Annotated in this window: 10 protein-coding genes and 2 pseudogenes; 6 read left to right on the plus strand and 6 right to left on the minus strand. The window is 71.1% G+C overall.

The window, feature by feature from the left end; genetic code table 11:
- Positions 1-27: 27 nt before the first annotated feature.
- Together ACIBAG_RS38585 and trpC are read left to right on the plus strand one after the other, a co-directional pair.
- Complete coding sequence (locus ACIBAG_RS38585; protein WP_399111904.1) at positions 28-1,344, plus strand: ferric reductase-like transmembrane domain-containing protein; 1,317 nt, start codon at positions 28-30, stop codon at positions 1,342-1,344.
- A gap of 181 nt (positions 1,345-1,525) precedes the next feature.
- Positions 1,526-2,311, plus strand: coding sequence for an indole-3-glycerol phosphate synthase TrpC (gene trpC, locus ACIBAG_RS38590; protein ID WP_399111906.1), 786 nt, complete (start codon positions 1,526-1,528; stop codon positions 2,309-2,311).
- A 380-nt stretch (positions 2,312-2,691) separates the two neighbouring features.
- On the opposite strand, the gene ACIBAG_RS38595 is transcribed toward trpC, so the two are convergent.
- Positions 2,692-3,012, minus strand: a complete 321-nt coding sequence (locus ACIBAG_RS38595; protein WP_399111907.1) for a hypothetical protein — start codon at positions 3,010-3,012, stop codon at positions 2,692-2,694.
- A 39-nt stretch (positions 3,013-3,051) separates the two neighbouring features.
- Between ACIBAG_RS38595 and ACIBAG_RS38600 the strand changes: the two genes are divergently transcribed.
- The gene (locus tag ACIBAG_RS38600) at positions 3,052-3,627 is read left to right on the plus strand and encodes a substrate-binding domain-containing protein (protein WP_399111909.1); all 576 of its coding nucleotides are present in this window, start codon (positions 3,052-3,054) and stop codon (positions 3,625-3,627) included.
- A gap of 67 nt (positions 3,628-3,694) precedes the next feature.
- On the opposite strand, the gene ACIBAG_RS38605 is transcribed toward ACIBAG_RS38600, so the two are convergent.
- The 3 genes and pseudogenes from ACIBAG_RS38605 to ACIBAG_RS38615 all read right to left on the minus strand — a co-directional run.
- Positions 3,695-5,209, minus strand: a complete 1,515-nt coding sequence (locus ACIBAG_RS38605) for an RICIN domain-containing protein (protein ID WP_399111910.1) — start codon at positions 5,207-5,209, stop codon at positions 3,695-3,697.
- The gene (locus ACIBAG_RS38610) at positions 5,155-5,997 is read right to left on the minus strand and encodes an alpha-L-fucosidase (protein ID WP_399111911.1); all 843 of its coding nucleotides are present in this window, start codon (positions 5,995-5,997) and stop codon (positions 5,155-5,157) included. The genes ACIBAG_RS38605 and ACIBAG_RS38610 overlap by 55 nt, the downstream gene beginning before the upstream one ends.
- 450 nt (positions 5,998-6,447) lie before the next feature.
- Positions 6,448-6,573, minus strand: a pseudogene (locus tag ACIBAG_RS38615) (TetR/AcrR family transcriptional regulator); the annotation flags it as partial.
- A 256-nt stretch (positions 6,574-6,829) separates the two neighbouring features.
- On the opposite strand from ACIBAG_RS38615, the gene ACIBAG_RS38620 reads away from it, so the two are divergent.
- The 3 genes and pseudogenes from ACIBAG_RS38620 to ACIBAG_RS38630 all read left to right on the plus strand — a co-directional run bounded on the left by ACIBAG_RS38620 (position 6,830) and on the right by ACIBAG_RS38630 (position 8,785).
- Complete coding sequence (locus ACIBAG_RS38620; protein ID WP_399111912.1) at positions 6,830-8,209, plus strand: MFS transporter; 1,380 nt, start codon at positions 6,830-6,832, stop codon at positions 8,207-8,209.
- A gap of 25 nt (positions 8,210-8,234) precedes the next feature.
- Positions 8,235-8,642, plus strand: a pseudogene (locus ACIBAG_RS38625) (NAD(P)-binding protein); the annotation flags it as partial.
- 11 nt (positions 8,643-8,653) lie between these two features.
- The gene (locus tag ACIBAG_RS38630; protein ID WP_399111914.1) at positions 8,654-8,785 is read left to right on the plus strand and encodes a hypothetical protein; all 132 of its coding nucleotides are present in this window, start codon (positions 8,654-8,656) and stop codon (positions 8,783-8,785) included.
- A 306-nt stretch (positions 8,786-9,091) separates the two neighbouring features.
- On the opposite strand, the gene ACIBAG_RS38635 is transcribed toward ACIBAG_RS38630, so the two are convergent.
- The gene (locus ACIBAG_RS38635) at positions 9,092-11,536 is read right to left on the minus strand and encodes a SpoIIE family protein phosphatase (protein WP_399111915.1); all 2,445 of its coding nucleotides are present in this window, start codon (positions 11,534-11,536) and stop codon (positions 9,092-9,094) included.
- Positions 11,537-12,000: 464 nt separating this feature from the next.
- Complete coding sequence (locus ACIBAG_RS38640; RefSeq protein ID WP_399111917.1) at positions 12,001-12,966, minus strand: glycoside hydrolase family 6 protein; 966 nt, start codon at positions 12,964-12,966, stop codon at positions 12,001-12,003.
- Positions 12,967-13,157: the final 191 nt, after the last annotated feature.

Genomic DNA, 13,157 nt, shown 5'->3' on the forward strand with positions numbered 1-13,157 from the left:
GAAGCGGTGGAAGCGACGATTTCACAGGTGCGGCAGAGCACCATATCTCCGGTCGTTGCGGCGCGGTGGGCGCTGTGGACGTTCGTCATCGCCAACTTGGTGATCGTCGAGGTTCTGTTCCTCACCGCCGGAACCGGCAAGAACGGGGTGCTCACGGTCGCCAAGTTCTTCGGCCTGCACGCCGCCGTGCTGATGCTGTTCCAGCTGCTGCTGGTGGCCCGGCTGCCGTGGCTCGACCGTCGTATCGGCATGGACCGGCTGACGGTGTGGCACCGGTGGGTCGGTTTCACCCTGTTGTGGACCCTCCTCACCCACGCCGTGCTGGTGGTGCTGGGCTATGCGAGGCTCGATGACGCGTCGATGACGAAGACGTTCTTCGCGCTGGCCGGAGTGCCGGCCTCCCTGCTCGGGATGCTGGCCGCGGCGATCGTCGTCGTGGTCGCCGCGGTCTCCGCCCGGTATGTGAGGCAGCGGCTGCGGTACGAGACCTGGCACGGCCTGCACCTGCTGCTGTACCTGGCGTTGGGGCTGGCGTTCGTCCACCAGTTGCAGGAGACCACGACCTTCAGCTCTTCCGCGGCCGCGATGATCTACTGGTGGGCCCTGTGGCTGTTCGCGTTCGGTGCCCTGGTCACGGGCCGGATCGTCCTGCCTCTGTGGCGCAACGCCTATCACGGATTCCGGGTCGTGGAGGTGGTGGCGGAATCGGACGACGTGGTTTCGGTGCGCGTCACCGGCCGCCACCTCGACAAGCTGCCGGCCCGGGCGGGCCAGTTCTGCATCTGGCGGTTCCCCGGGCACAACCACTGGTGGCTGGCGAATCCGTTCTCGCTGTCGGCGGCACCCGACGGCCGCACCCTGCGCCTGACCGCCAAGGCGGTCGGCAGCACCAGCGCCGGCCTGCGGCAGGTCCCGGTCGGGAGCCGCGCGTTCGTCGAGGGGCCGTACGGGGCGTTCACCTCGTTGCATCGCACGAGGCCCGGCGCACTGCTGATCGCCGGAGGCGTGGGGATCACGCCGGTTCGAGCCCTGCTGGAGGAGGAACCGGCCGGCGATGTCGTCGTGTTGTACCGGGTACGCAGCGAGAACGACGCCGTGCTGGTCGACGAGGTGCGAGCCCTGGTCGCTGCGCGCGGCGGACGGCTGCACCTGCTCACCGGCCGTACGGGTGAGGGGAACTCGCCGTTCGAGCCGGACAACCTGCGTGCGCTGGTTCCCGACATGGCCGAGCGCGACGTGTACGTCTGCGGCCCACCCGCGATGACCTCGGCCGTGCTCAGCGCTCTGCGCGGGCTGAAGGTCCCCCGCCGGCAAGTGCACGCCGAGCGGTTCGGCCTGGCCTGAGCCCCGCCTGCGGCGGCATCCGGCTCAAGAGCGAGGGGAGCGGGGAGGGCGTGGCCGGGCAAGCCCGGGGCTTCGGCACCATGCTGCTGCCCGCACCCGTGTCCGCACGGACGACCCCGGCCGGCGGCCATGGTCGCCGGGACACGACACTTGACCGAAGACAATCGAGAGGAAGACGACGATGAGCGTCCTTGACGGGATCCTCGCGGGAGTCCGCGAAGACTTGGAAGAGCGTAAGCGTGCGACGCCGTTGGCGGAACTGCGCTCCCGGGCAGCGGACGCGGCACCCGCGATCGACCCGCTGCCCGCGTTCCGGGCGCCCGGGGTGTCCATCATCGCCGAGGTGAAGCGCAAGAGCCCCAGCAAGGGTGCGCTGGCAGACATCCCCGACCCCGCATCCCTCGCAGTTCAGTACGCGGCCGGCGGTGCCGCCGCGATCAGTGTGCTGACCGAGGGCAGGCGTTTCGGCGGCTCTCTCGCCGACCTGGACGCCGTACGTGCCCGGGTCGACGTGCCCGTCCTGCGCAAGGACTTCATCGTCGACCCCTATCAGCTGTGGGAAGCCCGCGCACACGGCGCCGATCTTGCGCTTCTCATGGTCGTGTCGCTGGACGACGGCCAACTGGCCGATCTCATGGGACTGTGCAAGGAGTTGGGTCTCACGCCGCTCGTGGAGGCGCACACGGCCGACGAGGTGCGGCGCGCCGCTGCCGCGGGAGCCGAGCTCCTCGGCATCAACGCGCGGGACCTGACAACGCTGGACGTGGATCGCGGTGTGTTCGCCGACCTGGTGACGGCCATCCCGGAAGGCACGGTCAGGGTCGCGGAATCGGGAGTGACGGGCCCGAAGGACGTGGCGGAGTACCGCGGTTGGGGAGCCGACGTGGTTCTGGTCGGTGAGGCTCTGGTCCGCTCGGGTGACCCGAGCACCGCCGTGCGCGAGTTCATCGAGGCCGCCGGGGCGTGACGCAGTCCGGCTCCGGTACCGGCCCGCGCGAGCCGTGTGGTGTCCCTGGGCGAACCCGCCCCCACTGCCCGTCGGCCGTCGGCCGTCGGCCGTCGGCCGTCGGCTAGCAGGCCATGACCTGCGCATCGAACGGCCGGCTCACGGGGCGGGCCCGTTCCGCCTGGCTTCGCCCGGCTCACGGGGCGGGCCCGTTCCGCCTGGCTTCGCCCGGCCTGCTCGCCCGAGCCGGCCGACGGCCCGCTGCCTCCCTTGCCCGGGCGCCTTGTCCGCGGACCCGTGCGCCGGCGTGCTGCCGCCCGGGGGAGTGAGGCGCGTCGCTCAGGCTTCGGCGGCCCCGCCGCGGTCACTTCGCCCTCCGCGACGGGGCCTCGTGCCCTCGCTCACACCGAGTCGACGTCCGTGGTGGCCAGCCTGGCGTAGACGTCGGGCCGGTTGCGGCGGATCCGCAGGGCGAGCGCCGCGCCGGTCGCGAAGACGGCCGGAGTGAGCGCGACCAGTGTCCAGTTGACGGCCGGTGCGGCACTGGTGAAGAGCTGGAGGCGGGTACAGACCAGCCCCCCCATCGCCGCCAGGAGGAACGCGGCGGCCACCGGTGCGGCGACCGTGCGCAGCCGTCCCGCCCCGTGGGCGCCGGGGTTGCGGCGGAAGAAGACGGCCACGGCGCAGGCCGCGAGCGTCTGCAGCGCGAGGATGCCTACCACGCCCGGAGTGTTCACCCACAGCAGGAACTGGTTGTAGGGGTGAGCGCCGATCGCGGCGAAGACGGCGGTGACGACGACCGCCAGTACGGTCTGCGCGATGCCGGAGATCCAAGGGGAGCCGTGCCGCGGGTGGATGCGACCCAGACGGGCGGGGGCGGCGCCCTCGGCGGAGAGCGCGTAGCCTACCGGTCCTGGTGCGACGAACGCCGCGTGCCCGCCCTCGTCGAGGAGTACGCCTCGCTGCCCGACTGCTTCACGGCCGAACAGGACGCGGTCGGCCGGCTGCTCCACCACGAACCGCGACCGGACGCCGTCATCGGCGTCTACTCCGACTCCGGCCACAACATCCTCGCCGCCGCTCGCCGCCAGGGCCTTCGGGTCCCGGGGGACCTGCTGGTGGCGTGCATCAGCGAGGATCCGGACTACGCGACGACGACCCCGCCGGTCACCACCGTCAGCCTCCGCCCGGACAGTGTGGGCGCCGAAGCGGTCGACCTGCTGATCGCTGTCATCAACGGCCGCAGCGGCGTGGACCGGCGTCGGCTCGCGCAACCGGTGCTGCTCCCTCGCCGGTCCACGCGGCGCGCGGTGCCACGGAGGAACGGCGAGCCGTGACCGCACGGCCCGGAACGCCAGACGATCCGGGCCGGACAACCTCTCCCTCACCGAGCGTCCCGGCGGCTCACACCGCGAGGATCTGCCAGTCCTGGTTGGAACCGCCGGTGACGGGCCACTGGATGACGGGGGCGCCGTCCGCGGTGGAGGCGTCCTTGACGTCGGCGCACCAGCCGTTGCGGACGTTGACGAGCTGGTAGTAGCCGCTGGTCCGGGAGGGCACCAGTTTCCATGACTGGTTGTCGCCGGCGTCGTCGGTCCACTGGTTCACTCCGTCGCCCTGGGCGGAGCCGCCCGGGCTCTGCAGGACCTTGCCGCTGCGCACGTTGGACAGCCGGTAGGAGCCGTCGGCGTTCGGCAGCAGCTTCCACTGCTGGTTGGTGCCACCGCTCCACGGCCACTGGACGACGGCGCCCCCGTCGGCGGACGAGGCGTCCCTGACGTCCAGCACCTTGCCGCTCCCGCGGTTCACCAGGCGCACGGTGCCGGCGTCTGCGCCGACGGGACGGTCGTAGACCTCCAGGCTGCGGATCGAGGCCCACACGCCGGAGGGCAGCCCGGTGACCGTCACCCGTACATACCGTGCCTGAGCGCGGAACACGCAGACCCGCACCTGGCTGGTGCCGGTGGTGGCGGTCAGGTCGGCCAGGGTGATCCAGTTGGCGTTGTCGGTGGAACCCTCGATCCGGTAGCGGTAGTTCGTGGCCGGGGACTCCCAGGCGATACGGCTTCCGGTCAGCGACCTCTCCGAGCCCAGGTCGACCTTCAGCCAGTGCCCCGTGTTGCCGTCGTTCGCGCACCAGCGGGTGGCGGTAGAGCCGTCGACGGCCTTGGCCGCGGTGTTGCCCTTGGAGGATTCCTCGCTGCTGGCCGTCGCCGTGCTGCCGGCGGCGATGTCGGTCGGCTGCACGGTTCGGTCCAGGGTGACGCCGACGATGCTGTCCTCGGGGATGCGGGTGCGGTTGATGCCGGTGATCGTGACGGTGCCGTCCGAGCCGGTGGTGTACGGCAGGTCGGTGCCCGTGGCGACGTCGAAGACGCGGGTGACCTTGGCGTCCGCGGTGGACGGGGTGGTGAAGGAGGTGCCGCTGTAGCCGGGCAGCAGGTGGACGTAGAAGGTCTTGTCCTTGTACGTGTAGCCGTACTGTCCGTCGACCGGTTCCCACGGTCCGCCGCGCGTGCCGTAGACGGCCTGGCCGCAGGTGGACAGGAAGGAGCCGACCCTGCGCACGGCCGCTGCCTGGTCGGCGGGGACCGTGCCGGTGCGGTCGGGGCCGACGTTGAGGAGGACGGTCATGTCGCGCACCCAGGCGTTGACCAGGATGTTCATGATGTCGCCGAAGCTCATCACGGACGCGCCGGCCGTGTAGCCCCAGGCGCCGCCGATGGTGAAGCACTTCTCCGCCAGCCGGCCGGTGCGGATCGGGCCGCTCGGCACGGAACCGCCTTCCTCGCTGGTGAAGTCGCCGATCCAGCCGGAGCGCAGCGTGGTGACGATGTCGGGCTGGTGTTTGCGCACCAGGCCGGTCAAGCCGAGCGGCCTGCCGGTGGCGGGGTCGGTCTCGCTGAAGGCGGCGTCCACGGGCCACTCGTTGGCGGGTCGCGGAACTTACCGGGCTCCCAGAAGAAGGCGGCGTCCGCGTCGGTACCCTGCTGGCCGAGCCAGCCGCCGTCCCACCACAGGTCGTCGATCTTGCCGTACTGGGTGACCAGTTCCTTGACCTGCTGGTACACCTCGTTCTTCATGATCCGCGCGTTCTCCTTGTGCGCGGCATCGGTGACGTAACCCCACTTGTTCGGGAGGCAGTTGGTACCGCGGACGTCGTAATAGCCGGGGTAGCGCCAGCTCAACGGCGAGTAGTACAGACCCACCCTCAACCCGGCGTCGCGCACGGCGGTGACGTACTGGCCGATGAAGTCGCGCTGCAGGGGCGCCTGTCCGCTGTGCCAGGCGTTCGGGTGCCTGGACGGCCACAGCGCGAACCCGTCGTGGTGACGGGCCGTGAGGACGGTGTACCTGGCGCCCATGTCCTTGGCCAGCTGCGCCCAGTCGGCAGGGTTGTACGCACTGGCGGTGAACTGTTCGCCGGTGGCATCGGTGACGTACTTCCGGTAGTTCTCCGGGGGGATGGCGGCGTTCTCCATGTACCACTCGCCCTTGGCCGGGCCGGCGTAGACCCCCCAGTGGATGAACATGCCGAGCTTTGCGTCCCGCAGCCACTGGATCTTTTCGTCGGACTGCTGCTCGATGCCCAGGTCCAACTGAGGAATCCGGAGTGGGAGCAGGGGCAGCGGCTCGGGGAAGGGGGCGGCGTGGGCGGGGGTCGCCGGCGTCGGCGAGACGGCTGCGGCAACGGTCGTGGCTGCCATGCCGGTCAGCACTGTGCGGCGACTGATCGGTTCGGACAAGGTGGTCTCCTGACTGTTCACAGAACAGCACGGACGGTGCTGCGGCTCAGGTTCGGAGCAGGTCTGCGGAGGGGCGCCCGGATGTTGGCGCATGGCGCAGTGCGACGAGGAACATGGGATGTATTAGCAGGGGAGGCGTGACTGTTGTCCAGAGTGGCGACCAAGTTGCGCCACAGTGGCGGTACTTCTGGGAGTTGCTCCGGTCGATGGGCGCTATACATAGGATGTATGCACCCGTGGAACGCCAATGACAAGAACATGACATGTGTACTCGGTGGCGCCACGACCCACGGCCACGGCGAGACGGATGAAGGGCGTGCCCAGGCGTGCCGGCTCATGTCCGAGGAGCCGCAGATCGTTCGCCGGTCGCGGCGACGTCACCTTCCCGGCGGCCGCCGGTCGCGGGTGTCCTCAGGCCATGGCCAGGACGGCGGAGATCAGCGCCCGCATGCAGACCGCTTCGGCTTCCTCGTCCGGCACTGAGAGGTGCTGCATCGTCAGTCCGTCGAAGCCCGCGAGGAAGAATCTCGCGATCGTCCGGGTGGCGTTCATGGCGGTCTACCGCGACCGCACGGGCGCGGGCGACGACGAGGCCACCTCCTGGCTGGCGGCCCTGACCGAATCCGGCCACTACGTGGAAGACGTCTGGGCCGGCTGACCGTCTCCCCCCACTCCTGCCCCTCGTCCGAAACGCGGCTCGTGCCCCTGACTCGTGAGGCTCCCATGCTCGTTGCACACTCGCGCTCCGCCCAGGAACGATGGTAGTCCCCAACTCCTCGCCAGGGAACGGCCGGTGAACGCCCGCAGCGGCTCCGCCCTGACCTTCGGTATGGCGGTGGCACTCATCGCCGGAGTGACCCTGGGCAACGGCGGGGCGAACGTGATGCCCGTCTTCGTCGACGACTTCTCCTCGCGCTTCGCGATGTCGGACTCCGGCGCCGGACTCGTCGCCGCGACCCAGCTGATGGCGACCGCCGTGGTCACGCTGCTGCTGGCCGAGCGGGCCGCGCGGCCGGGGCGGGTGCGGATGACGCGTGTGGGCCTGGCCGTTGCGGGCGTCGGCTTCCTGGGGGCAGCGGCGGTCACCGACCCGGTGACCCTGATCCTGGCCAACCTGGTCCTCGGCGCGGGGCTCGGCGCGGTCTACGCGGCGGCCACGGCCGCGCTCGCCGCCACCGACGACGCCGACAAGGCGTCCGCCGTCACCATCTCCGGCGTGGTCGGGGCGACGGCACTGCTGATCATGGGCGTTCCCGCGGCCAACCACGACTTCGGGGCGGGCACCGGCTTCCTGCTCATGGCGCTGTGCTGTCTCGTCGCCTGGCCACTGATACGCCGACTCCCAGAAGACCCCGCCGGTCGTGCGCCGACGGACGCCGCTTCCGCCGGTACGGGCGAGTCGACCGCGGCCAAGCCGTCCGTGGTTCTCCTCCTCGGGACCGCGCTCCTGTGGGCCGTCACCCAGGGCGCGTGGTCGTACGCCTCGGTCCTGGGCCGTCAGCACACCGGAATGTCGCACTCGGCCGTATCGGCCGTCCTCGCGATCTCCAGCGTCGTGGCGCTCGTCGGCGCGGCGGTGGGTCCGGTGGCGGCGCGGCGCTTCGGACGGATGCGGTCGATGGCCGTCTTCGTCGCGGCGCAAGCCCTCGCGATGGCGGTCCTGATCCTCACCCACGACCCCGTGCTCTTCACCGTCGCGGCGGTCCTCTGGCAGGCCTGCCAACTGGCCGTCCTGGTGCAGACGCTCGCCGCCGCGGCGCTCATCGACCCGACCGGACGCCTGGTCGCCTCCCTCAGCGGGGCGGGCGCCCTGGTCACCGGCATCGGACCGCTGGCCGTCGGAGCCGTCCTCGACGCCGCCGGAGCCGACGCGCTCGGCCTCGTCCTGGCGCTCGGGACCTTCCTCGCCTCGCTGCCCCTGCTCCGGATGACGGTGGCCCGAAGGCATCGGCCGAGCGCGGCCTCGGCCGGTCCGCCGCCGAGACCAGGTGAGCACTTCAGTCCGGTTGTCCGACGGCTCGACGCCGTGAAGCGGCCACCACCCCTGACGCAGAACAGGGGCGGTGGCCGCTTCACGGCAGCTGCGGCCTCCCGCTGGCCGCTGCGGTCCCCTCTGTGGCCGCAGGGGTCAGTTCCCGCCGGCCGCCCGGTGCATAGGTTCCCCACAACGTGACAGATCAGGGAAAGGAGCCCGACCGGTGAGTGAGAACCAGTACGACCCCTGTGTGATCGGTGCGGGACCCGCAGGGCTGGCGGTCGCACGGGCGCTGGCCGAGCGGGACCTGCCGTACACGCACATCGAGCGCCACACGGGACCGGGCGGGCTGTGGGACATCGACAACCCGGGCAGCCCGATGTACGAGTCGGCCCACTTCATCTCCAGCAAGAGCCTCTCCGGATTCGGCGGCTATCCGATGCCGGACCACTTCGCCGACTACCCGCCGCACCGGCAGATCCTGTCCTATCTGACCTCCTTCGCCGAGGCATACGGGCTCAGGGACCGGATCGAGTTCGGCACCGGGGCCCGCAGTGTGGACAAGAACCAGGACGGCACCTGGACCGTCACTCGGGCCGACGGGCGGGCGACCACGCACCGGCAGGTCGTCGGGTGATGGGGGTGAGGCAGCGCAGGATGTTCGGCGGGATGGTCGCCGAGGTGCTGCGGCTGGTTCCCGGCGACTGCGCCGGGGTGGGGCTGTCGCGCATGGCGTTCCTTGTGACCGGGCGTTGCTCACTGCGCACACAGTAGAAGGGTTCTCTCCCGGTCCCGCTCGGGCAGGGATGGGGCGCGTGCTCATGAGCTGCTCGAGGCGGGTGCTCGGGCCGCGCCAACGGGCCGGGCGTTGGTTGGCTTCGAAGCGCTTCGACAAAATGGTGTGCGCCCGTACACATGGTGGGAGCGATCGAGATTCGCGACGGCGCCGGTTCGGGGCGCTCCGCGGCCGAGCCGCGCGCTCTTCATCGCGCTCGTGCCCCGGAGGTCCGGGGGGCCAGGGGACTCGGCTGACCCCTGACCCCGGACCCTGACTGCCTTCACGTCGGTTCTCAGTGCGCCTCAGCCTGGGGGCAAGGTCTGCGCGCACCAGATGGTCTTGCCGTTGGTGGTGTGCCGGGTGCCCCACCCTTGGGTGAGCTGGGCGACGAGCAACAGGCCTCGGCCGCCCTCGTCGAAGGCGCGGGCCCGGCGCAGGTGCGGAGCGGTGTTGCTGGCGTCGGAGACCTCGCAGATCAGGGAGGTGTCGCGAATCAGCCGTAGCCTGATCGGCGGCTCGCCGTAGCGGATGGCGTTGGTGACCAGCTCGCTGACGACCAGTTCGGTGACGAACGCCGCCTCCTCCAGGCCCCAGTCATCCACCTGATCGACGGCGAACTTCCTGGCGCGCGGCACCTGCGCGGGGTCGGGCTCGACGTCCCAGTCGGCGACATGGTGGGGATCCAGCGCGCGAGTGCGAGCGAGCAGCAGGGCGGCGTCGTCGGTTCGGCGTTCGGGGAGCATGGCGTCCATCACCGTGTCGCACAGGGCCTCCAGGGAGGTGGCCGAGTGGTTCAGGACCCGCTGCAGTTCGGCGATCCGCTGGTCGACGTCGCGCTCGCGGCTTTCCACCAGTCCGTTGGTGTAGAGGGCGAGCAGGCTTCCCTCGGGCAGCTCGAGCTCGGTGGCTTCGAAAGGCAGCCCACCGATGCCGAGCGGCGGTCCCGGATGGGCGGGTACGGGGGTCCTGGTGCCGTCCGCGGAGATGATCAGCGGCGGGGGATGGCCGGCGCTGGCCAGCGTGAGGCGCCGGGAGACAGGGTCGTAGACGGTGTACAGACAGGTGGCCCCGGACTCGCCGGTCGGCTCGAACTGGCCCGTGGGCTGGAGGTCGCTGGCGAGGTGGAGGACGAGGTCGTCCAGGTGGGTCAGCAGTTCGTCCGGCGGCAGGTCGACGTCGGCGAGGGTGCGGACCGCTGTGCGTAGCCGGCCCATACTGGCCGACGCGTGCAGCCCGTGACCGACGACATCGCCGACGACCAGGGCGACCCGGGCGCCGGACAGGGGAATGACGTCGAACCAGTCACCGCCGACCTCTGCGCCGGTCCCGCCGGGCAGGTAGCGAGATGCCACCTCGACCGCCTCCTGGTTCGGCAGCCCTTGCGGCAGCAGGGTGCGTTGCAGGGTCAGCGCGGTCGTGCGCTCGCGCGAGTACCGGCGGGCGTTGTCGATGGCGACGGCTGCCTTGGCGGTCAGCTCTTCGGCGAGGATCAGGTCGTCGGCGGTGAAGGCCTCGGGCCGGTCCAGGCGGGAGAAGGTGACGACCCCGAGCAGGGCGCCCCGCGCCCGGAGCGGCACGGTGATCCGGCCGGTCAGCCCGTCCGCGGCGATGGACGCGTCGATCAACGGGTTGCCCGGCGGCCAGTGGGCCGGGTCGGCGGCGAGCCCGGGCCCGAACGCCCATTCGCCGCCCTGGCCGGGCTCAGCCGCGAGCTCGACCGTGGACCTGCCGGTGGCCATGCAGCGGGCGGCGACGGAACCGGGAGGGTGACTGACCGGCATCGGCGGCCCGGGAGCCCGGTCGGTGTCCTCCTTCGCGCTGTGCTGGGCGGCACGGCGGAGCGCGAGGGGCTCGCCGGGGGTGAACGCGGACGCTGAGGGCGGCTCCTCTCCGCGCAGCACCTCGTCGAAGAGATCCACGCTGACGAGGTCGGCGAATCCTGGCACCGGGGTCGTGGCCAGTTCCTGGGCGGTGCCGGCCACGTCGAGTGTCCGGCCGATGCCGCCGCTGGCCTTGTTGAGGATGAGCAGGCGCTGCCGGGCCCAGTACTCGGCGCTCATGTCGAATCCCCAGTTGGCGACCGCGCGGACCCTGCCCTCGGCATCCCGGACCGGCCAGATGCTGGTGGCCCAGGCGTTGGCGTAGTTGCTGCCGAGCGGGCGGAAGACGGTGATGAGACGCGTGGCCTCGCCCGTCCTCGCCACTTCGGCGAGCGCGTCGGTGTAGGGCTTGTCGTCCCTCTCGGGAAAAAGCTCGCGGTCGAATTCGGGAAACAGATCGCGGTACTTCTTGCCGAGCACTTGCTCCTCCGAGTGCGCGATCACCCGGCCCGAGGAGGCGTTGATCCACAGGAACCGCAGCTCAGGGTCGTAAACGCCCAGAGCGAAGGGAGACTGTTCGAAGGCCCGGTCGGCGATCACCGGGCGCCGTCCCCAGCGCTGGACGGTCACCACGTGACCCAGCGGCCGCCCGTCGGGGCCCAGCAGCGGATGAGCCGTCAGCACGGCGTCCACCGTGGAACCGTCCCGGTGGCGCAGGGGGAGGAACCCCGTGGGGTCGGGGCCTGTGCCGTAGCCCTCGGGGAAGCCGGGTGGCGGTGGCTCGACCAGCAGGTCGGTCACGGGACGGCCGACAATCTCCGTCGCCGTCCAGCCCAGCAGCAGCCGGCCCCCCTCGCTCCAGCCGCTCACCATGCCGCCCGGGTCCACCACGGCCACGGCAGTGGGGGCGTCCTGCTTGCCGGCCATCTCCACGCGCCATGCCTCCGTCCGGACAGCCGTGCCCGTCAGGGCTGGTTTCCAGCGGCTGTTTCCAGCCTAGATCGGCCTCTGCTCCACGGCGCTCCGACCGGTGCGTTCGGGGACGCCAGGGGTGCCCCAGCGACGGGGCCGGGGCCTTCGGGCCCTGCTCGCTCGCCGTCGTACGAGGTCGGTGTCGCGGTGGTGTGGGCGGCTTGTTGAAGCGCTTCGATCCGTCGGACGTCCGGAGGAACCAGGACGGCGACACCTACGGCGAGAGGCTCGCGTCGTTCTCGCCTCGGCAAGATCGAAGACGTTCTCCTCGCATCCTGTTCAACAGCGGAAAGCCGGATCCGGGCCCGGAACTGGCCGGATCCGCTTCCTTGTCGTCACAGGTTCCGCACAGGGTTGCCGCGAGTCGGCAAGTTTTTCAGATCACCTCGTGGCGCGGTTGGCGCTGATCAGCGTTCGGATCAGTAGCCGTAGATCATCTTGTAGGCGACCTCCGGGAGGAACTGGCCGGCCGATGAGCCGGCTCCCACGCCGCAGTTGCCGTCGGACTCGCCCGGAACCTTGATCCACAAGAGCATCTCGGCGCCTCCGCCCAGCTGGGATGGGGTGCCGATACGGCGGCCTGAAGGGTTGCACCACTGGCCGTTGGAGCCGTTGCCGTTGCGGCTGGTGTCCACGACGAACGGCTTGGTGTAGCCGTACCGGGCGCGGAGTTCACTGTTGACGGCGTTGCCGTACGCGGTGTTCTCGGCCGTCGTCAGGTAGTTGGAGACGTTGAGCGAGAAACCGTGGGCCTGCCGGACGCCCGCTTCGTGAAGGCGCCGGGCCATGACCGCCGCGCTCGCCCAGGCCGGGTTGCCGGCGTCGAGGTAGACCCAGGTGTTGGGGGCCTGACGGTTGAACTCGGCGAGCGCTCCGGTCAGCATGCTCTCGCGTTCGTCGATCTGCGCCTGGGTCATGCAGCCGTAGTCCCCGAGGGAGTCCGGCTCGAGGACGACGACGGCCGGGCGGCCCGCGATCCCGCCCGCGAACTGGGCGATCCAGTTCGCGTAGGCGGACGGCGAGGAGGCTCCGCCCGCGGAGTGCCCGCCGCAGTAGTCGCGGTTGTAGATGTTGTAGGCGACGAGGATGGGCAACTTGTCACGGGCGTCGGCGGCGCCCACGTACGCGCCGGTGGCGGTGCCGATGGTGCCGCTCCAGGAGCCGAACCAGCGGGCCGTCGGTGTGTTGGCGATGGAAGCGTTGATCGCGGGTGTCCGGCCGTCACCGGGGTTGGCGGCGACCCATCGCTTCGCGCTGGAGTCGGGGTCCGCATAGAACCCGTTGGTCATGGTCGTCGGGTCGGCCGCGTGGGCGGACGGGGCGGCGGCGAGTGCCAGCGGCAGTGAGGAGAGCGCTGCCACCAGGGCGAGAAGTCTGCGGCGCATGACGGTACCTCGGCTTTCTGACAGGGGGCTTTCTGACAGGGGTGAGTCCGAAGGTGGGCGGCGGGGGGGGGGGGGGGGGGGGGGGGGGGGGGGGGGGGGCCGCCCGCGGCCCCCCCCCCCCGGGGCGCCCGCCCCCCCCCCGCCCCCGGGCGCGCCGCCCCCCCCCCCCCCCCCCCCCCCCCCCCGGTGGT

Origin of the sequence: Streptomyces sp. NPDC051243, assembly GCF_044455405.1 — a bacterium.
Classification (GTDB): domain Bacteria; phylum Actinomycetota; class Actinomycetes; order Streptomycetales; family Streptomycetaceae; genus Streptomyces.

Bases quoted from the DNA above. Each gene is read 5' to 3' on its own strand.
- trpC (WP_399111906.1), top strand. From the start codon at position 1,526: ATGAGCGTCCTTGACGGGATCCTCGCGGGAGTCCGCGAAGACTTGGAA.
- ACIBAG_RS38610 (WP_399111911.1), bottom strand. From the start codon at position 5,997: ATGGCAGCCACGACCGTTGCCGCAGCCGTCTCGCCGACGCCGGCGACC.
- ACIBAG_RS38635 (WP_399111915.1), bottom strand. From the start codon at position 11,536: ATGGCCGGCAAGCAGGACGCCCCCACTGCCGTGGCCGTGGTGGACCCG.
- ACIBAG_RS38640 (WP_399111917.1), bottom strand. From the start codon at position 12,966: ATGCGCCGCAGACTTCTCGCCCTGGTGGCAGCGCTCTCCTCACTGCCG.